17 protein-coding genes, 1 pseudogene and 1 riboswitch are annotated in these 18,739 nt (G+C 58.8%); of the genes and pseudogenes, 6 read left to right on the top strand and 12 right to left on the bottom strand.

Going from position 1 to position 18,739, the window contains the following annotated elements; genetic code table 11:
- Nucleotides 1-58: 58 nt before the first annotated feature.
- Nucleotides 59-264, bottom strand: a riboswitch (cobalamin riboswitch).
- A gap of 166 nt (nt 265-430) precedes the next feature.
- The 3 genes from AC5SEM_RS12860 (at nt 431) to AC5SEM_RS12850 (ending at nt 6,067) form a co-directional block, all read left to right on the top strand.
- The gene (locus AC5SEM_RS12860) at nt 431-4,261 is read left to right on the top strand and encodes an autotransporter outer membrane beta-barrel domain-containing protein (RefSeq protein ID WP_495473207.1); all 3,831 of its coding nucleotides are present in this window, start codon (nt 431-433) and stop codon (nt 4,259-4,261) included.
- A 185-nt stretch (nt 4,262-4,446) separates the two neighbouring features.
- Nucleotides 4,447-5,574, top strand: coding sequence for a saccharopine dehydrogenase family protein (locus AC5SEM_RS12855; RefSeq protein WP_495473206.1), 1,128 nt, complete (start codon nt 4,447-4,449; stop codon nt 5,572-5,574).
- 1 nt (nt 5,575) lies between these two features.
- A complete protein-coding gene (locus AC5SEM_RS12850; protein WP_212621783.1) occupies nt 5,576-6,067 on the top strand; it encodes a DUF2269 family protein in 492 nt (163 codons plus the stop codon).
- On the opposite strand, the gene AC5SEM_RS12845 is transcribed toward AC5SEM_RS12850, so the two are convergent.
- From AC5SEM_RS12845 to AC5SEM_RS12835, 3 genes and pseudogenes are all read right to left on the bottom strand, one after another.
- Nucleotides 6,051-6,518, bottom strand: coding sequence for a thiol-disulfide oxidoreductase DCC family protein (locus AC5SEM_RS12845; protein ID WP_495473205.1), 468 nt, complete (start codon nt 6,516-6,518; stop codon nt 6,051-6,053). The genes AC5SEM_RS12850 and AC5SEM_RS12845 overlap by 17 nt on opposite strands.
- A gap of 134 nt (nt 6,519-6,652) precedes the next feature.
- A pseudogene (locus AC5SEM_RS12840) lies at nt 6,653-7,653 on the bottom strand (acyltransferase family protein).
- A 210-nt stretch (nt 7,654-7,863) separates the two neighbouring features.
- Nucleotides 7,864-8,082 (bottom strand): hypothetical protein, encoded by a 219-nt coding sequence (locus AC5SEM_RS12835; RefSeq protein ID WP_007916145.1) that lies wholly within the window; start codon nt 8,080-8,082, stop codon nt 7,864-7,866.
- Nucleotides 8,083-8,472: 390 nt separating this feature from the next.
- Here AC5SEM_RS12835 and AC5SEM_RS12830 point away from each other — a divergent pair, with 390 nt between their 5' ends.
- Nucleotides 8,473-9,687, top strand: coding sequence for an aldose 1-epimerase family protein (locus tag AC5SEM_RS12830; protein ID WP_495473204.1), 1,215 nt, complete (start codon nt 8,473-8,475; stop codon nt 9,685-9,687).
- 137 nt (nt 9,688-9,824) lie between these two features.
- On the opposite strand, the gene AC5SEM_RS12825 is transcribed toward AC5SEM_RS12830, so the two are convergent.
- From AC5SEM_RS12825 to AC5SEM_RS12810, 4 genes are all read right to left on the bottom strand, one after another.
- Nucleotides 9,825-10,187, bottom strand: coding sequence for a DUF6124 family protein (locus AC5SEM_RS12825; protein ID WP_495473203.1), 363 nt, complete (start codon nt 10,185-10,187; stop codon nt 9,825-9,827).
- 497 nt (nt 10,188-10,684) lie between these two features.
- On the bottom strand, nt 10,685-11,077 hold the full coding sequence (locus AC5SEM_RS12820; protein WP_495473202.1) for a hypothetical protein: 393 nt from the start codon (nt 11,075-11,077) through the stop codon (nt 10,685-10,687).
- On the bottom strand, nt 11,058-12,191 hold the full coding sequence (locus AC5SEM_RS12815; protein WP_495473201.1) for a polymorphic toxin type 44 domain-containing protein: 1,134 nt from the start codon (nt 12,189-12,191) through the stop codon (nt 11,058-11,060). Before AC5SEM_RS12815 ends, AC5SEM_RS12820 begins: the two co-directional genes overlap by 20 nt.
- A 240-nt stretch (nt 12,192-12,431) precedes the next feature.
- Nucleotides 12,432-12,794 (bottom strand): DUF6124 family protein, encoded by a 363-nt coding sequence (locus AC5SEM_RS12810; RefSeq protein WP_495473200.1) that lies wholly within the window; start codon nt 12,792-12,794, stop codon nt 12,432-12,434.
- 495 nt (nt 12,795-13,289) lie between these two features.
- On the opposite strand from AC5SEM_RS12810, the gene AC5SEM_RS12805 reads away from it, so the two are divergent.
- Nucleotides 13,290-14,297, top strand: a complete 1,008-nt coding sequence (locus AC5SEM_RS12805; RefSeq protein WP_495473199.1) for an NAD(P)-dependent oxidoreductase — start codon at nt 13,290-13,292, stop codon at nt 14,295-14,297.
- Nucleotides 14,298-14,377: 80 nt separating this feature from the next.
- Here the strand turns inward: AC5SEM_RS12805 and AC5SEM_RS12800 are convergent, their stop codons facing one another.
- Entirely contained in the window at nt 14,378-14,770 is a 393-nt protein-coding gene (locus AC5SEM_RS12800) for a GFA family protein (protein ID WP_495473198.1), read from the bottom strand.
- Between the two features lie 2 nt (nt 14,771-14,772).
- Nucleotides 14,773-15,021, bottom strand: a complete 249-nt coding sequence (locus AC5SEM_RS12795) for a DUF6555 family protein (RefSeq protein WP_016984867.1) — start codon at nt 15,019-15,021, stop codon at nt 14,773-14,775.
- A 194-nt stretch (nt 15,022-15,215) separates the two neighbouring features.
- Here AC5SEM_RS12795 and AC5SEM_RS12790 point away from each other — a divergent pair, with 194 nt between their 5' ends.
- The gene (locus AC5SEM_RS12790; RefSeq protein ID WP_495473197.1) at nt 15,216-15,650 is read left to right on the top strand and encodes an HhH-GDP family DNA glycosylase; all 435 of its coding nucleotides are present in this window, start codon (nt 15,216-15,218) and stop codon (nt 15,648-15,650) included.
- 47 nt (nt 15,651-15,697) lie between these two features.
- On the opposite strand, the gene AC5SEM_RS12785 is transcribed toward AC5SEM_RS12790, so the two are convergent.
- The 3 genes from AC5SEM_RS12785 to AC5SEM_RS12775 form a co-directional block, all read right to left on the bottom strand.
- On the bottom strand, nt 15,698-16,174 hold the full coding sequence (locus AC5SEM_RS12785; protein ID WP_495473196.1) for a short chain dehydrogenase: 477 nt from the start codon (nt 16,172-16,174) through the stop codon (nt 15,698-15,700).
- Nucleotides 16,175-16,416: 242 nt separating this feature from the next.
- On the bottom strand, nt 16,417-17,295 hold the full coding sequence (locus AC5SEM_RS12780) for an arginase family protein (protein ID WP_495473195.1): 879 nt from the start codon (nt 17,293-17,295) through the stop codon (nt 16,417-16,419).
- A gap of 164 nt (nt 17,296-17,459) precedes the next feature.
- Nucleotides 17,460-18,323 (bottom strand): helix-turn-helix domain-containing protein, encoded by an 864-nt coding sequence (locus AC5SEM_RS12775; protein WP_495473194.1) that lies wholly within the window; start codon nt 18,321-18,323, stop codon nt 17,460-17,462.
- Between the last annotated feature and the right edge of the window lie 416 nt (nt 18,324-18,739).

Genomic DNA, 18,739 nt, shown 5'->3' with positions numbered 1-18,739 from the left:
GCAGGAGAAGGCATCGCGCACAGCCAATACCGGCCCATGCCCGCCCACCGCAGGATTTTGCCAAACAAAATTTCAGGCCGGTCTCCGGGCTCGCGCGTATCGAGGCTTTCACCTTCCCATGGCCGTCTGGCCACAGTGGTGTATCGAAAGCATCACGCGCATACCGTTGCGGGGGCAGCACCGGACTTGTTCGAAAAGAACGTACCGGTTTCCCGTTTCACCCCATGCACGGCGGCATGGGACACCTGAAACTGGGCGGCATCTGAACATTCGACAGACCGTTCGTCAACTTGCCGGTGCCGACTCTTGGTCCGCGAATTACCAACTTTGGAAATAACTACTAAGGTCTATAGCGGTCATCACAGCGCAATATCGCGCGGCGTCGACAGGCGTGAGGGATACGCCAGACACGCTGAACAGGGAGGTTTTCATGCAAGGTGCCAGCGGCCATTCTTACGGCGGGCACGCCCCGCATTTCATCCGCAATGCGTTACTGGTCGCCATGGCCAACACCCTGATGCTCGCAGATGCGCAGGCCGCGTGCGGGCCATTGGCGGCGGGTGCCTATAACGTCTCGCAAACCTGCTTGCCTGCCTCCGGTGTCGATGCGTCGATCAGCACTCAGACGGGCACCACCATCAGCACCACCGCCGGCTCCTCGCTGAACAGTCGCGGCAACAATGCCAACACCACGCTGACACTCAGTGGCACCACGGTGGACAGCACACCCCCGACGGCTGCCAACGCGGTGTTTGCCAATGTCATCGGCGCCACTGGCAACGCTAGCCTTAGCGTCAACGGCGGGACCAACACTGTGAATGTCGGCGGCAGTGGCCTGGACGCGATGGCAATGACCAACGCCAGCGCCGGGTCGTCGACGTTTTCAGTGAGTTCCGGTACCACGCTGAACATCCTCAACACCGTGGTCGGCAATGAACACGACGGCATCGACATCAATGCCAGCGGCGGCGGCGCGATCAATCTGAACCATCAGGGCAGCGGCCAGATCACCTTGCTCGGCGGCAACGGTATCTGGAGCAAAGCCACGGGCAGCGGCGAGACCAACGTTAGTGTCGGGAGTGGCGTGAGCATTCTGGTCAACAACGATGATGCACTGTCGGCCGGGTCTCCGATCGGCGATGAAACGTTGCCCACGGCAGGCATTGGCAACCACGCCGGCGTGCATACCCGCGCAGTCAATGGCAACACCACACTGATCAATGCAGCGAACGTTCAAAGCATCGGCATGAACGCGTTTGGTCTGTTCACCGAAGGCGGCAATGGTATTACCCGCCTCACCAACAGCGGGACGCTGACTACCAGCGGCCTCAACGGTTTCGGCATTCGTTCGTTTGCCACGGTCGGCAGCATCGCCATCGTCAACAGTGGCGCTATCACGACGACGGGCGGCGCCGCGCACGGCATCTATGCCAACGACAACGTCGGCGGCAGTGGTTCGATCAGCATCGACAACAATGCCGCCATCAACGTCGGCAGCACGGCCAATACCGCCGGTTCGCGGGCGATCTACGTGATCAAGCGCGGCACCGGTGATGTCGCGATCACCGGTAGCGGCAATATCAACGTCCTCGGCGACATCAACACCACCCGGGCTTACGCGATCATCGTCAGCGCCGAAAACAACAATGTCTTGATCGATTACTCGGGCGATCTGTTCGCCAGCGGTTTCGGCGCGGGCGGCATTCGGGTCGACTCGACCGGGGGTAATGTTCAGGTGAACTATCGCGGCGACCGTATCGAAACCCTGCACAGCAACGCCAACGGCATCTATGCCTCGACGCAGTCGCCGACGGGCACGGTCAACGTCAATTCCGGCGGCACGATCATCACCCACTCGAACGCCGGTTCGGGCGACGGCACGGGCATTGGCGCCTTTGGTATCCAGGCGCTGACGCTGGGCGGCGACGTGGGTGTCGTGTTCAACGGCCCGCTGATCGACGTCAACGGCCAGGGCGCGGCGATTCTGGCCGGCAATGCCTTCAACTCGGGCAGCGGGCTGGGCACATTGAATGTCAGCAACAGCGGGGAATTGATTGCGCGGGGCAATGAACAGCGCGGCATCCGTACGCTGTCGGTCACTGGCGCGCAAAGCGTGGTCAACAGCGGCGCGATCCAGACACTCGGCGCCAGCAACAGTCAGGGCATTCTCGCCGCGGCCTCGGGTGCAGCGGATCTGACAGTCAGCAACAGCGGCGCGATCACCACTCGTGGCATTGGTTCGTCGGCCATCGACGCGTTGACCGAGGGCGGCAGCGCCACCGTGACCAACACGGCAACCCTTCAGGGCGGGCGAGGTGACAGCAGCGGCGTCGCCCTCGGCGGTGCGAGCCAGACGTTGAACAACTCAGGTGCGATCAGTGCGCTGAGTGATGTCGCCGTACGCGCCGATGCGACCACACCGGGCACGACGTTTACGCTGAACAACACCGGGCAAATGACCGGCGCCGTGAATGCCGTCAGCGCGGCCAGTTCACTGGCCAACAGTGGCACCTGGACACTGCGCAACTTTACCGACAGCAGCGGCAGTGGTACTCGCGATACCTGGGGCGTTGCCGTCAGTGATCTCGGCTCATCGGGTGCCAACAGCATCGATAACAGCGGTGTGCTTCGTCTGGCGGCGCAACCGGCGACGGGCATCGTCAACTTCAACGCCAGCGGCGCCTATCTGCCTCTGGGACAAACGGCCAATAGTCCAACGTTGGGCGGTGCCGTGCAGGGGCAGTTGCTCGGTGTGAACCGATTCACCCATAGCGGCACGCTTGACCTCGCCGCCGGCAGCAACACGGTCGGCAATGTGTTGCTGATCAGCGGGGCCAACACCGCTGGCACCGATGGCGGCGGGGTGTTCGTGTCCAATGGCGGCCGGCTGCTGCTTAACACCACGTTGAATGGCGGCGGCACGAACAGTCTCTCCGACATGCTCGTGGTGGATTCGACGACCACCGCCAGTGGCCGCACCACCGGCGTGATCGTGAGCAACGTCGGCGGGCAGGGCGAACTGACTCAGGGCAATGGCATTGCGGTGGTCGAACTGCTCAATAAATCCGAAGCCGCGAGTGACGCCAATGCGTTTCAACTGGCCCGGCGTGTCGTCGCCGGCCCCTACGAATATCGCCTGCAACAAGGTGCCGAGGATGGTAGCGGCAAGGACACCTGGTATCTGCGTTCGGACGCGGTGCCCCCGGATGGCCCTCCGGACGGTCCTCCCGGTCCTGATCCCGATCCATCCCCGGTGCCGAATTACCGCCCGGAAGTGTCGCTGTACGGCGCCGTCCCGGCGCTGGCCCTGGTTTACGGCCGGACGATGGTCGATACCCTTCACGAGCGGGTCGGTGAGGAACGTCTGAATCGCGGTGATCCGTTGCCCAAGGAAGACGAGTCGACCCTGGCGCCGTCGATGGGTTGGGGCCGGGTGATCTACCGCAGCGGCAAACAGGAGGGTGATCGCAAAAACGCTTTGGGCAACACGCCCGAATACAACTATGACCTGACCGCGTTTCAAGTCGGCACCGACCTCTACCGCAAGGACCGGCCCGACGGCAGTCACGAGCGGGCCGGGCTGTCGTTGTCCGCCGGGACCATCGACGCTGGCGTCAGCCACTACACCCGGCGCGCCGCCGGCGAAGACACCTTGCGCGCTTACGGCGTCGGCGCCTACTGGACGCACTTCGGCACCTCCGGCTGGTATCTGGATGGAGTGTTGCAAGTCAACCGCTTCGACATCGAAGCCAAACCCAACGACATGGCCAAACTGAAAACCCGCGGCTGGGGCTACACCGCATCGCTGGAAAACGGCTACCCGTACGAAGTCGACAAAGACTGGTACATCGAGCCGCAATTGCAGGCGATCTACAGCTACGTCGATCTGGACAGCAGTGATGACGTCGGCGCGAAAGTTCGCTTCAAGGACGTCGATTCACTGATCGGCCGCGCCGGCGTGCGCATCGCCAAGGACTGGGACACCGAAGGCGTCGACAAGAGCGCACGGCGCACCAATGGGTGGATCCGGCCGAGTATCTGGCATGAATTCAAGGGGCAGCCGAAAACCGAGTTTTCCTCCGAGTCGGGGTATATCCCGTTCGAATCCGACATTCAGGGCACGTGGGGTGAAGTGAATGTCGGGGTGGATTACCAGGCCAATCAGCGCACCACATTTACCGCGTCGGCCGGCTATCGCCAGGGGTTCGACGGTGACAGCCACGGGTATGACGCGATGTTGGGGTTCAAGATCAATTTCTAGGGCTTTCGGCTCCACCGCAAACCCTTGTAGGCCTTCGCCTGCTCGCGATAACGGTGTGTCAGGTGTTCATTTGCTTCTGACACACCGTTATCGCGAGCAGGCGAAGGCCTACATTGAATGGCTTGCTGACGCTCGGCCCTATATCCTTCACGCCTGTTTGAAGGATTGAATTAGGGAAGAATTGCATGCCGTTCAGGGTGATGGTGGTCGGTGGCTACGGAAATTTCGGCAGCATCGTGTGCAGACATCTGGCGCTGATGCCGGACATCGGCCTGGTGCTTTCGGGTCGTGACCCGCGCAAATTGCAGCGCAAACTCGATGAGTTGAACAGCCAATCGGGTAACGTCTGCGAAGGCTGGTGCGGTGATGCCATGGGCAGCGAATTCAAAGCCGCATTGCGGGCGATGAATATTCAACTGGTCGTGCACACCGGCGGGCCGTTTCAGGGGCAATCCTATGCGCTCGCCGAAAGTTGCATCGACGCCGGTGTGAATTACTGCGACCTGGCTGACTGCCGCACGTTCGTCAACGGCATTCACGTTCTCGACGCGAGAGCGAAGCAGGCCGGCGTGGCGATCCTCAGCGGTTGCAGCTCGGTGCCGACGTTGTCGTCGGCAATCATCGATGAACAGCGTCAGCGTTTTTCCCGCATCGACTCGATCGAACACGGCATTTCCTCATCGGCGAAAATGCCGGGCTTGTCGACCATCGAAGGTGTACTCGCTTACGCCGGCAAACCGATCAAGCAACTGAAAAACGGCAAGGTGCATGAAGTGTCCGGCTGGCTGGACCTGACCTTGCGCAAAATGCCGCAGATGGGCACGCGGCTGCTGGCCAACGTTGATGTGCCGGACATGGACATCTTCGCCGGTCGTTATGGCGCGCAGACCCTGAAGTTCAAGGCTGGCGCCGGGCTTAAACTTGGCGGCGTTGCCAACGGTCTGCTGGCTCAGGCGCTGAAAGTCGGACTGGTGCGCGACCATGCCCTGTGGGCTGCCAGGCTGCATCGACTGGGCACGCGGTTCGAGCGTTTCGGCGATGGCAAAAGTGCGATGTACATCGACGTGCAGGGCCTCGGCATTGACGGCAAACCGCTGTCGATGACCGCGCAACTCACTGCCCTGAACGACAAAGGCCCGGAAATCCCCAGCTGCGCCGCCGTGGCACTGACGACAAAAATGGCTTCAGGCTACGTGCCGGCGGCCGGCGCCCGACCGTGCGTGGGCGAAATCAGCGTCGCCGAGTACATGGCCGCGATCAACGATCCTGACAACCTGAGTCTGGCCGTGCAGTTCTCGGACGGGCAGCGCTGACATGCTCTACCTGTGCCTGAAGTACCTGCACATCATCGCCGCGATCTTCCTGTTCGGCTTCGGCATGGGTTCCTACCTCTACCTGATCGCCGCCAGTCGCACGCGCAACCCGCAAGTGATTGCCCACGTTGCGCGCATGGTCGTGGGCTTTGACACCTGGATCACCACGCCGGCCGGGTTCGTGCAGATCATCACGGGGTATCTGCTGATGCGCCTGTCGGGGCTGAGCATGAGCACCGAGTGGGTGCTGACCTCGCTGATCATCTTCTTCTGCGTCGGCTCGCTGTGGTTGCCGGTGTTGCTCCTGCAGAAGCGGCTGTGTGTGATGGCGACGAGTGCGAGCGAAGTGGGGGCGGGGCTGGATGAGCAGTATCAAGCCGTCTACCGGAAATGGTTCTGGATGGGTGTGATGGGTTTCGCCGGAATGTTTGTCATCGTACTGATGATGGTCACGAAGATGACGCCGGTGCAGTTGTTTAACTTTCTGGTGTAGGTGCGGTGGCTTTCAGGAAGCGCTGTTCATGATCAGGGTTCGGCAGCAGGCAAATGTCGTACTTGCCGAACAGCCGATAGCGGTTCAGCGCAATGCGATCGTAGGCCCAGTCGCGCAGTCCACGAGGGAATACGCGCAGCAGGCGCAATGGCTGCCAACGGGCGGGTAGTTGGCTGATGACTTCGAGGAACGCGTCCGAACGTTCCCAGTAGTGACGATCACGAATAACGGCCATGGTGTCGAATTGATCTATGGGCAGGCCGGCCCACGCGAGCAACGCCTGCCCCTCTGGTGACTGCACCGCTGCCAGACGTACGCGATGTTGATGATCGTGGCGAATCAAAAAACGCGCCCAGCCATTGCAGAGTTTGCACACGCCATCGAACAAGACCACGGATTCGCCGGGGTTGAGGAACGGGGCGGGGGTCGGTCGGTTTTTTTCGGAGGGCATAGGGTTTGTGTTCGAGAGGTCGGGTGTTGCGATCATAGCGCCGCAAGCAGTTGTTCGCGAATAACTGCCTCAGGCAGAGCCGTGGATATAAGGGACAGACCCCGTTTAGACGCGTGATCTGCCTCCCGACGATGTCAAACCGCTGCTTCACCCCCGTGAATGTCCCTGACTCGATCCTTGGAACCGGCCCGAAGCGTATGCCGAAACTTCAACGCCGGCCGCTCGACGCAATAGTAGGAAACACCACTCAACAAGAATGACAGCACCAATACCGTTGCAATCCTGGCCCAATCGAATGAGGTGATCGGCCAAAAGCCGTGCAGGAAGTAAATCACCATGAAGTGATTGAGGAACACGCCGTAGCTGATGTTTCCCAGAAATTCGTCAAACCGGTGAAATTTCAGTTTTGTCAGCCAGTACACGGCAGGGATGCCCAGGGCAATGCCTGCGGCCACTTCGGCGTTGAACGGTCGGCGGTCGATCCAGCCCGCCATGATCGCCACGACGATCATGGCCGCCGCCACGGCGGTGCCTGTGGCGATTGCCAGACCCTTCGCCTGCGGTTTGTAGAGGTAGCTGCCACACAGGAATATAAACAGGACGCCCGGCAACAGGCGGTAGCCGTAGTAGTCGGTGTTGATGAATCCAAGACCGCGGGAATGAACACCGCGACGGACAACGCGAAAGCAACGCCCCGTGCTCGGTAGATGAGCAGGAACGGGATCACCAGGTAGAAGCACACCTCAAGCCCGAGCGACCAGGCCGGAGGCAAAATCCACGTTCCGCTCGCGCCGAACATATAGAAACCGAGGGGCACGATCGCGAGGTTCGCGGCGATGTTTCTGAAGGTCAGTTCGGCCCACTGTGGCGTGCCGGGCAGCAGGAAGTAGATCACCGCACAAGAGACGAAGAAATAGAACAGGAATTGCGGATAAAGACGCAAGGCTCGGTCCAGGTAGAACCGGCCGACTTTCTCGGGGGCCTTGTAGTTGCGCTCGATCAGTGAGGTCATCACGAAACCACTGATGAGCAGGAAGGAAATCACGGCAACCACTCCTGGGTTGAACCCCATGAACGTCTTGCCCATATGCGAAACAGCGACCAGGACGGCCAAAAGCAAACGGAAGGCTCCCACGTGTATCCCCAAACGACCTTGTAGTTATGGCGGGTAAATTACGATGGTTTTTGGGGGGATGACAGGTTTTTCTCTGCGCTCGGGGCTAGGGAATTTCAGGATTTCGGAGAATGCGGGATTTATGCGAGTCATTCGCAGTGGGCGAGAGCGCTCGGCACGGAACCAAGCGCTCAGGGTAGGGCGGGACACTTACGGCTCCACCCTGACGTTTCAGCCTTTGTTTGCGTTTAGCTTGCGCAGTTCTTCGTAGGTCGCCGACTGGACGAACCAGAAGCCGGAAATGATGCACCAGCACAGGGTGCCGGCCACGAAGATACCCAGCGCCGGGAGGAACCCGCTGGTGAAAATCGCGACGATAGCGACCAGCCAGATGAACGCCAGGGAGAGATAGAGGACGGTGTTGTTGACGCTGATAACGAAGTCTTTCACGGGGGCATATTCCTTGCAGGATGTAGAAAAATTCCCCCTCTCCGGGGGGCGAACGCATGCTATCACATTGCCTTCACGGTTCAAGGAAGGGGAACTCATTGCCGGCTGGAATGGGGACGGATTTATTTATCAGGCAGACCGGTCGCTTCTGGCCGAAATCGGACGTCCCTGAGCGGCCACTATCTGCTGACCGTCGGCGAATGGGCCGGTGGCGGTGGTTTCCAGAGAGCGTGAGAAGTTAGCGGCGGATTTGCGACAGTGGGTCGATTCGATTTTCCGGGTTATCCAAAATCTTTCTCGACATACACCAGCGTAGCGTCACCATTTAAGCTTGCTGAAACGTTTCACCCAGTTTATAAAAAGCGCACAACTCCAAGAAAGGCTGCTGCCATGACCCCGCTCAAACTCGTTGTTGCCCTCAGCGCACTGTCCGCTGCCTCCCACGCCATGGCCTGGGATTACGTTCTGCTCGACACCGACAAAGCCGCCCAGAACTGGCAGATCACCAGCCAGCAACTCGGCATAAAAACCGACAAACCCTTCAGCGTTACCCTGCGCACCTTGCATGGCGGTCGGCAGGAGGGCGTCAGCATTGTCGACATCGATAACGGTACGATGAAACTCTCGGTAGTGCCGACACGGGGAATGAATGTCCTGCAGGCCTCGGTCGGCAATGTGCGCATGGGCTGGGATTCGCCGGTCAAGGAAGTGGTCAATCCGTCCTTCATCGAACTCAATGGCCGCGGTGGTCTGGGCTGGCTGGAAGGTTTCAATGAGCTGGTCACCCGCTGCGGGTACGAATGGGTCGGCCACCCCGGCGTCGACAACGGCGAACTGCTGACCCTGCACGGTCGAGCCGCCAACATTCCTGCGAACAAAGTCACCCTGCACATCGATGAAACACCACCGTACGCCATCACCCTGCGCGGCGAACTGAAAGAGCAGGCGTTCAAGAAGGTCGACTTCTCCGTCGCGACGGAACTGCTCACCGAACCCGGCAGCGTCGTGTTCGCCCTCAACGACACCCTGACCAACAACGGCGACTATCCGAAGGAATACCAGGCGCTGTATCACAGTAACTTCAGCACCCCGTTCCTGGAGCAGGGCGCTCGTTTCGCCGCGCCAGTGAAGCAAGTGTCGCCGTTCAACGACAAAGCCAAGGGCGATCTGCCCGAATGGCAAACCTACCGCGCACCGACCAAGGACTACGACGAAACGGTTTACAACGTGGTGCCGTACGCCGATGCCAAGGGCGATACGTTGACCGTGTTGCATAACAAAGCCGGCAGCCTGGGCGTTTCGGTTGGCTTCAATACGCAAACACTGCCGGTGTTTTCCCTGTGGAAAAACACCGATACCCAAGGCCAGGGATATGTCACAGGGCTGGAGCCGGGGACAAGTTTTTCCTACAACCGCCGTTATCAGCGGCCACTGAACCTGGTGCCGACAATCGGGCCGAAGGAACACAAGCAGTTCCGCATCAGCTACAGCTTGTTGGCGGATAAGGCGGCAGTGGATAAGGCCTTGAAGCAGGTGAGCGAAATCCAGGGTGGACGCGAGACCGAGGTGCGGCAGACGCCATTGGTTGATCTGACCAAGGAGTGACACCGGCCAAGGCATTGTCGGCCGATGAGCTGCTCGCAATGACAGAGACTGTCGGCTCTTGGCCAAAAGCAGGCGCATTAAGCGTTCTTGATCCCTCTGTGGCGGATACCTGACCGCCGCCACAAAGGGATCACCCCTCAATCCACCGGCACAACCTTATCCAGCGCTTGATTCACCGCCAATTCCCCCAGCATCACCACTTGCGCAATGCCCAGCGCAGTTTTGCGGTGGCCTGGGTCCAGGAGGGCGGCGAAGTTGCAGAGCATTTCGGTGGCTGAGCTGAGGGACTCGCTGGCGTTAACCAGCAGGGACTCGCTGTCGTAGTCGGCGTTGGCCAGAAACATGGGGGCGTGTTTCTGCTCGCTGCCCATGATGCGTTGGGTGGGCGTTAGATAGTAGTCGAGGGCGCGTTCGGCGGCTTCGTGGAATTTCTTGGAGTCGGGTGACTCGTAGGGGGAGGCCGGATCTGTTTCCGGCGGGTTCGGCGTGATCTTGAACATCTTCTTCTTTTTCCTGTGGTGTGGCCGCCGCACCGAGCTACTAAACAGGGGGTGGCAGCTGTACGCAGGTTAGTAGACCGGGGAAAAGAAGAAAGCCGGCGCGCCCGAGGGCGCCCTACGCACAGCCGCCATCAAGTGCAGGTACGTGAATACCTTTTGATGGACGCTTGTGCACTTTCATTTACCACGGGCTACTAAACCCGATCACTGGGAATCAGTGATGCGAGCCAAGTTACCGGTGGCCCTCAAGGCGCACAAGCCGGCGGATTCTGGCGTAGTCGTAGGCAACGGCGCAAGACGTTGTAGCCTTAAGCAGGTAACGCGACGTGTCTTTTAAACAGTGACGGAAAAATCCTAAACATGTCGTTCAAAATGACGCTCGCCGGTCTGTTCTGCAACAAAAAACAGTAGGTTTTATTTCTAGAACCCGGGGAAGGGTTTGGGGCAGACCACGCGGTGATACATGGTCTGGTCTCGCATGATCCCTTCGACCTTATCTACTCTGGAAACGCCCCACAGGCTTCAATCGCTTTGCCATCGGTTCGGCTATCGATAGCCCCATCCTCCCCGATGTAAACATCAGTATTCGGCCATTTCGGCTTAACCCGGATGCAATGTGATTTCCCACCGTTGTTCCAGTCAAACTCCATAAAAAACTGGCTGTTCGGGAAAATATGTCCTGCACCACCCGTGACTTCACCCGGATAGATCTCGCCCTTTGAGATGTCGTGTTGAACATTCAAAATGTAACCGAGGCGACCCTGTCCCTTCTCTGAGAAGTGGAAGCTCACTTGTGGTGTGGCGACATACCAAAAGACGATGGGGGCGAGCAACAACGCCACCGCCCAGCGCCAGAAATGCCGTTTCGGTTTATTTGCAGACGTGGTCACGTGTGCCGTCCCCCCAGCTTGAACGTGGTAGTGCTAAAACTTCGCCCATTACCATTTTTGCCGTAATCCCTCCGTTGGGGTGCTGCTTGTAGAGTTTGACGCCAATGCTGATCGAGACTCGGTCGCCTATGTCGTCCCAAGCCCGCATGCCTTCGATATCCGCTGAGCGGTGAGGCCCTTTACGTTCGTTCCACTTCTGAATTTTACGAAGGGAGTCAGATGCCACTTGCTCAAGACCGGCGCCGTCCAGAAGAACCTCCTCAGAAAGCCCACCGTAGCGCCCCACGTAGCCATAGTGGATGTTCGACCAGATGTCGTAGAAGTAATCGACCTGACCTTGCTTCTGCCAAGGACCACCGAACTTTTGCCCAATTGTCACCTTATGATCCCAAGGCCGATTTTGACCTACCCGCTCAGCCCAAAGGCCCATTGCAGTGACAGTGTTAGCAAGTGCAATTGCTTGGAAGTTAGGTGGGGCAAGGCGTGCATACAAAGGTAGCTTTTGAAATTCTGCGTTTTCGGCTGCTGCGTCGTAGCTCAACAGCTTCTTCATTTTGAGCACGGACGGATGGGTGATGTTGCGGTTTATTTCCCCTGCAATATAGCTGGCCACCTGTTCCATCATGTCAGGGTCTTTGCACGTGACGGCAGCTTTAGGCTCAGGCTTTGACCTGGGCTTTTTCGGGGTAGGTTTGGGCGTTACAAGAGCGTTTGCGGCTACTGCTTTCTCTTTTAATTTCGGGTCAGCGAGGAGCGTGGCCATTTTCTCATCATCCACAGTGCCATCTGGACGGAACGCGCCGAGCGTCATGAAGTTGATGATGGTCGCACCACCCGCATCACCCATGGCAAAACCACCACCTACATCGCCTGACCCGGAAATGATCGTCCCGCCGTGGCTAGTCGGACTGCCCAAGTGGGCCATGGGGCGCCCGTTCACCTGAATGGATGGGAATCCTGTGGTGATCACAGCTCCACAGCCACAGGTATCGCCAACGCGAGCAGATCCCATGAAGTTAATGTTTACGTCGCCACTGGCGGAAGCAATCGGTGTAGTGGCGTGACCGGGCAATGGGCAGACATGCTTGTCACCCAATCGAGCGGAGGGAGTCATACGGCATCCTTGTCGTGTAATCAAAATGTCAAAGCATGAAGGCTGAAAGTGCTTTGTAGACTTCGGGAGATTACCGCACCGGCTGCGGCGAGTCTTTAGGAACGATCTTGGTTCATGTTTTTGGCCGGTTGGTTTTATTCGAAAACTATCGGCCAGGAGTCGCAGTCCTTGGCCGATAGCAGACGCGTTAGATATTCTTCCTCTGTGGCTGCGACATGACCGCCACAAAGGGATCACCCCTCAATCCACCGGCACAACCTTATCCAGCGCTCGATTCACCGCCAATTCCCCCAGCATCACCACTTGCGCAATGCCCAGCGCAGTTTTGCGGTGGCCTGGGTCCAGAAGGGCGGCGAAGTTGCAGAGCATTTCGGTGGCTGAACTGAGGGACTCGCTGGCGTTAACCAGCAGGGACTCGCTGTCGTAGTCGGCGTTGGCCAGAAACATGGGGGCGTGTTTCTGCTCGCTGCCCATGATGCGTTGGGTTGGCGTCAGGTAGTAATCGAGGGCGCGCTCGGCGGCGTCGTTGAGGGTTCGGGAGTCCGGGAATTTGTAGGGCGAGACTGGATCGGTTTCTGGTGGGTTGGGCGTTGGTTTGAACATAGATGAAACTCCATATGGGACTTAAGGAGCCATCGCCTTCGCTACCAAACGAAAGGTGGTGGCCATACGAAGGTTGGTAGACCGGCCCATATGGAAAATCCGGCGCGCCCGAGGACGCCCTGCGCATGGCCACCATAAGACAAATGCTGAAAAAACATCTGCGCACAGTGACGTTATGCGTCATATGGAAGCGGGCTACCAAACCCCATCACTGTTTTTCAGTGACCCGGAAACGATAAAACCCGCGCCCCAGACGCACAAGCCGGCGGATTCTGGCGTAGTCGTAGGCAACGGCGCAAGACGTTGTAGCCTTAAGCAGGTAACGCGACGTGTCTTTTAAACAGTCAGGGAAAACTCCTAAACACGCCTCATCAACGCGCCATCCAAAATGACATTCGTCGGTCCGTCCTCCAGCTCAGGCAATGGTGTGGAACCCTCATGACAGGGCACGCACCAATACTAAGTTGCAACCCAAAAAGACGAGGAGGGATACTGATGTCAGTTCATCCGATTCTGTTTCTGGGTGGTTCCGGCGCCATCGGCCACCGTTCTGCCGAAGCGTTGCGCGCCGCGCACCCCGACGTACCGTTACTGATCGGCGGCCGCGACCTGGCCAAGGCTCAACAAGCCGCCGAGGAAATGGGCGGGGCGCAGGGCGTAGTCATTGATCCTTCTGCCGATGACTTGGGGCTGGGTGATCGCCCGGTCAGCGGCGTGGCGGTTTTCTATATGGATCATTCCCTGGCCGGACTGCGTTTCGCGCAGCAACGCAAGGTGCCGCACTTGAGCATTTCGTCCGGCATTTTCGAGATTGCGCCGCAAATCGCGAGCTTCATTCATCGCCCTGACGCGGCGCCCATCGTGCTGGGTTATGAGTGGATGGTGGGCGCGACGACGGTGGCGGCGCTGCACATTGCTGAGGCGTTTTCCCGGGTGCGCGATATCCGCATTGATGCGCTGGTCGACGAGGAGGACGGCGGCGGGCCGGCCGTGGCCGAGGATTTTGAACACCTGAACAAGATGCTGCCCGCCGCCCTGACTCGGCGCGACGGGGATTACATTTGGCGCGAAGGCGAGTATTCGAATGTCAGCTTCCGCGCGTTGGACGGAACAAAAATGCCAGCCACCGGTTTTTCATCCATCGACGTCACTGGGCTGGCGGCGGCCACCGATGCGCCGAATGTGCAATTCAATCTCGCCAGCGGGGTCAGTTCTTCGCGGCGCGCGGGTCGGCCGATGTCGACCGAAATTCTTATCGAAATGCTTGGCGAGGATCGCAACGGGCGGCCGTTGCACACCCGGCATGCTCTTGTTCACCCGAAGGGCGCCGCAGCACTCACGGGTTTGAGTATCGCGATGCTGCTGGAGCGATTGCTTGGGCTCGACGGTCGAGCTCCGACGCCGGCAGGTCTTTACTTTCCTTATCAGTTGCTGGAGGCCGGCGCGTATCTGGAGCGTCTGAGCAAGGAGGGCGGTGAGCTGCTTGAGCTGAAAGTGCAGTAAGGCAGGTTTCTTTTGGTAATGCCGATCTTGCTCATTGAACCGCTGGCGAGCCTCGATGCGCTCGCCAGCGGTCATTTGCTCTAAGGCGACTGCCAAGCCCCACCATCTGCTACAGGCACCTCGCCCAGATCATACGGATTGACCCCTTCAAGACAGCCAACATTGAAACCAAACTCCTGCGGATTGCTGCTACGTCGGTGATGGGTGTAGATGCCGCAGTTGCCGCAGAAAAAGTGCTCGGCCACCTGCTGGCCAAAGCTGTACTTCAACAACGCCGATGTTCCGCGAATCACCTTCAGGTCAGCCGCCGGCACCGCCGCAACGATCGCGCCTCGGCGTTTGCAGAACGAGCAGTCGCAGCGGTGCGGTGTGGGCAGGCCTTCGGGCAGGTGGATTTCGAGAATGACGGCGCCGCAATGGCAACTGGCGCGGTGGTCACGGCGGATCAGCGTGTTGCCGATCTGTTTGAGCATGACTAAGCCTCCATCCAGTCCACCGTTGCCGTTTCGCGCCATTTCACCTCGGTGATGCCGAACCGCTCGGCCTGGGGTTTGGAGATGACTTTCAACGGTGGCTTGCCAGGTTTGGGAATCGGCGCAATGCCGGCATCGCAACTCGCCCAATGCCATGCGTCAGCGTTGCGCATGGTTTTTGCGCGGATGACGAATGATTTTGGCTGGCCGTGAAGTTTGTATTCGATGACGAAGATGTCGACGTTGCTCATGAGTTCCTCCTTACGCTCATACGCAAATGAGTTTTGCCGACGAAAAAAATTCAAAGGATTTTCGGGGTTTGTTTCAGGCCGCTGGCAATTGTTTTGCTTTGAACGGTTGGAACCGGTGGTGACCTAAAGATCAAGCCTCTGCCACGCAGACAGAGCATGAAAAATCCTCACGATTTCAACCCCGGAGGTACCCGGTGAACAAGACGATCAGCGCCGAGGATTTGAACATTCAGCTCAAGCACAACGATGACGCTGCACTGTTCAAATGGCTGCTTGCCAGTTTCCTCATGGGCAAGCGGATACAGGCCGAAATCGCCGCCGAAGCCTATCGGGTGATTGCCGATAAACACGGGCGCGATACGCCGCGCAAACTGGCTGCGTCCAGCCATCGTGAGCTGGTGGCGATGCTCGGGGAGGCGCATTACGTGCGTTACGACGAGACCACCGCCGTGCGCCTGCACGCCTTGGCGCGCAAACTTAACGACGAGTACGCGGGCAAGGTCAGCCATATGGTCGAGGCCAGCGCTGACCGTCCGGCGTTTGAGAAGCGACTGGCGGAATTCGACGGCATCGGCCCGAAGACCGTGGAAATCTTCATGCGTGAAGCAAGCGCTATGCTTGGCCTTTGAGCGCGGGCCATGACAAAAACACGGCCACCGCCCGCGTCGGGTAAAGCCTATTTGACTCGACCGCCAGAACGATTGATCGCCAACAAGCACAGCCCTACCAGCAATGCCGCGCCTGCAACGAATAGCGCAGAAGGTTGCATCGGCTGGCGCAAGCCTGCTGCTGTATGCCGCTGCGATATCGCCAGTGGTCGGGTTTCAACGGTCACTTCGTCAAACGTCCGCAATGGGGTAACGGCTTCTGCCTGAAACGGCATTTCGTCGATGCTCAGACGCAGGCCGTCTGTCAGCTCCAGTGTCCGCGCGGTGATCGTGCCAACGATTCTGTCCGGATAAACCGGCTCGCCATTGGGATCGAGTTGGTCATACAGGAACTTCTGCCCTTCGAGCCAGCCCACGGCCGTTTGCAACTCGGGGCCCAGGTAATACTTGCCGTCGAGGAAAAATCCAGAAAATTGCGGCGCGCGCTCGACGCTTTCAATGCGATAACGCTCACCCGGTTTCATACCGGTTTCAGGGGCAATCATGGTCAATCCCTCCGCTGTAGGTTCAGCGGTAGAGAACAAGGATCGACCGTCGTTCCATGTAAAGGAGGAGCGGTAGCCGTTGTCCCGGAACGGACCTGTAAACGGTGAAAACAACTTCGCCCGGTGATGGCCGGGCGAAGCAGCAGCGCTACAGGTTCACCGGGTGCCAGGGCTTTTCTATGTCCGTCAGGCCCGAGGTGACGTTTGAGGCACGCCACCAAACGCTATTACAGGTGTGTGGCTCAGGCAGTACCGAGCAGCGGAAGACGCGCCAGCATGTTTTTCAACGCCAGTGCATCCCACGGCAGGTGTTCGGCGATGCCGATGCCTACAACGTCAGCAATGCTGGCTATGTCGGCCAGCAGGCGCACTACATGGGCGATGGACATTTTGCCTTGGGCGACGCCGTCAAACGTTCCCGGTGGCGCTTCTGGATTGGCGAACAGCAGCGAGCGGAAACCGTTCGGATCCAGTACATCCAGATCCAGGTGAATGGCCAGGTGTTTCGCACCGGTAGATCGGAACCATTTCAGCACCGGTTCGCTGCTCTGAGCCAATTGCGCGGGGCTGGCGTGTTGCAGTCCCAGGCGTTCAATCAATGCGCTTTCTACGGGCATTGTTTCCATCAAGCCGGCATACATCACGTTTGCAGGTTTGAGCGGGTATTCGACTGCAGCAGCAAAATCCGCATCACCTTCACCTAACAGATTGCCCAGCACCATGGCGTGGGCATTGGGGAAGTCTGCGGGCGTCAGAATGTCGGGGTGTGCATCGACCCAGAGCACGGCAAGGTCGCCTGTATAGCGCTCGTTGAGGTAGGCAAACGGTACAAGATCCACCAGACAGTCGCCGCCGAGAATGACCATCCGATCCGGTGCATGCTCATCGATAATCGCCCGCGCACTGCGCAGTTGTTGCAACAACGCGCTACGCCCGCGGATCCCGCTTTCCATCGGTAACGGCTCGTCGCTTGGGATTGCGACCGGCACCTCAGCCACCGGCCCGTGCGGATCGGGTGCCAGCCAGGCCAACAGTTGCGCGCCGAAATGATAAGGCGGGTTGTTGCCACCCTGCCACTGGGGGAAAAGCAGGCGCAGGGTTTTATCGTTCGAAGGGGTCATGTCGAGATTCCTGAAGGGGGCGAGCAGACGGCTCAGAGGCGAAAAAGTACGGTGCCGCTGGCTTGGCGTGATTCGAGACGCGCTTAAGCCGTGTCATGGTGACGATGACCGCTATCGCGCGCTTTGCTGAGCTGGCCAGACACTTCGCCTGACTGGCCAAGCGGTCATTGCTGTTTCGAAAAGACGCTGGGGGAAACGCCAAAAGCGCTTTTGAAGGCGCGGCTGAAGTGCGCCATGTTGGTGAAACCAAAGCCGAGTGCGACTTCGCTGACGCTGCGAGACGGGCCCTTCATCAGCGCCGCCCGGCAAGCCTGAAGGCGTTGCTGCCACAGCCAGCGAGTGGCCGTTGTGCCCTCCATGGCGAACAGGCGGCTGAGTGCGCGCGGGGAGACATGAATGGCTTGTGCGATGGCCGCGAGGTCCAGCCCGGTGTCCTCAAGGTTGGCCAGCAAGAAGTCTTTGGCTTTCATCAGTTGCGCGTCATGACGGCTGGAATGGCCAAGATCCGCGAGGTCGAACGCGCCTTCGAAAGCTGTGGCCAGCACTTCCAGCAACGCGCCACTCAAGCGTTCGCCTGCACGGGTTTCCTGAGGGCCGGCATCGAGCACTTCAACCATCATGTTGCCGGCCAGCCTTGCCAGTGCCGAATGGCTGTCGAGCGTGCGACTGACCAGGGCTTCGGGTCTGGGCAAGTGCTGGATCAACCGTTCGCGAGGGATCGCAATGACGATCTGATCGTCTCCCTTGGGGAAACGGCACTGGTAGGGTTCGGCACTGTTGAACAGCACGATATCGCCGCGAGCCTGTACCGATCGTCGCCCGCGTTGTTCCAGTTCGGCTTCTGTGTTGAGGGTGAGGCAAAGAAAAAACTGCTCAACGCCTGAATCTGTCTGTCTGCGCTGGTATTCGATGGGCGCAGATGAGATGTGCGTCAGCAGAATATCGCCTAGCGTGTTAGCGCTGAGGCGACCATCGAATGGCGTGTCGGACAGCGTGCGCTGAGTGGTCAGGCCATAGGTGGCGCACACCACCTCGCTCCAATAGTCGAGTCGCTCTCTGGCAAGCAAGGATCGAGGAGGGTAGAGAATGGCCATTGTCGTAGTAACTGACTCGCAGAGTGGGTTCGCTAGCAAGGATGCTATCAGACGAGCAGGCACAACGAACCCGCAAGCTATTCAGAGACTTCTCGCTGACTTGTGGGTATCCATCTCGACCATTCGGTCTTGGTATGTCGATATCAGACACAACCATGGCGCAATCAGGCTATTGAGTCATCCGGCAGGCCGGGTAAGGTGACGCGTCTTCACATCAAAATAATCCCATCCAGATCATGGGGTTGATAAGAACTGCGGCGGTTGAACGGCTTCTTTCGGGAAGTCCAGCAGGCAACGATCGTGCTCGTTTGCCCAGTCAACTTGCTTGAATGTCGTTCAGCAGAGAATAA

Source organism: Pseudomonas sp. CH61, assembly GCF_059429415.1.
The sequence above is the reverse complement of the archived record's forward strand: the minus strand, read 5'-3'. Positions and strand labels throughout refer to the sequence as shown.

Coding starts and splice junctions, on each gene's coding strand:
- AC5SEM_RS12800 (WP_495473198.1), bottom strand. CDS start 14,770: ATGCTCAAACAGATCGGCAACACGCTGATCCGCCGTGACCACCGCGCC.
- AC5SEM_RS12855 (WP_495473206.1), top strand. CDS start 4,447: ATGCCGTTCAGGGTGATGGTGGTCGGTGGCTACGGAAATTTCGGCAGC.
- AC5SEM_RS12780 (WP_495473195.1), bottom strand. CDS start 17,295: ATGACCCCTTCGAACGATAAAACCCTGCGCCTGCTTTTCCCCCAGTGG.
- AC5SEM_RS12795 (WP_016984867.1), bottom strand. CDS start 15,021: ATGAGCAACGTCGACATCTTCGTCATCGAATACAAACTTCACGGCCAG.
- AC5SEM_RS12860 (WP_495473207.1), top strand. CDS start 431: ATGCAAGGTGCCAGCGGCCATTCTTACGGCGGGCACGCCCCGCATTTC.
- AC5SEM_RS12825 (WP_495473203.1), bottom strand. CDS start 10,187: ATGTTCAAGATCACGCCGAACCCGCCGGAAACAGATCCGGCCTCCCCC.
- AC5SEM_RS12850 (WP_212621783.1), top strand. CDS start 5,576: ATGCTCTACCTGTGCCTGAAGTACCTGCACATCATCGCCGCGATCTTC.
- AC5SEM_RS12785 (WP_495473196.1), bottom strand. CDS start 16,174: ATGATTGCCCCTGAAACCGGTATGAAACCGGGTGAGCGTTATCGCATT.
- AC5SEM_RS12845 (WP_495473205.1), bottom strand. CDS start 6,518: ATGCCCTCCGAAAAAAACCGACCGACCCCCGCCCCGTTCCTCAACCCC.
- AC5SEM_RS12805 (WP_495473199.1), top strand. CDS start 13,290: ATGTCAGTTCATCCGATTCTGTTTCTGGGTGGTTCCGGCGCCATCGGC.
- AC5SEM_RS12810 (WP_495473200.1), bottom strand. CDS start 12,794: ATGTTCAAACCAACGCCCAACCCACCAGAAACCGATCCAGTCTCGCCC.
- AC5SEM_RS12830 (WP_495473204.1), top strand. CDS start 8,473: ATGACCCCGCTCAAACTCGTTGTTGCCCTCAGCGCACTGTCCGCTGCC.
- AC5SEM_RS12815 (WP_495473201.1), bottom strand. CDS start 12,191: ATGACTCCCTCCGCTCGATTGGGTGACAAGCATGTCTGCCCATTGCCC.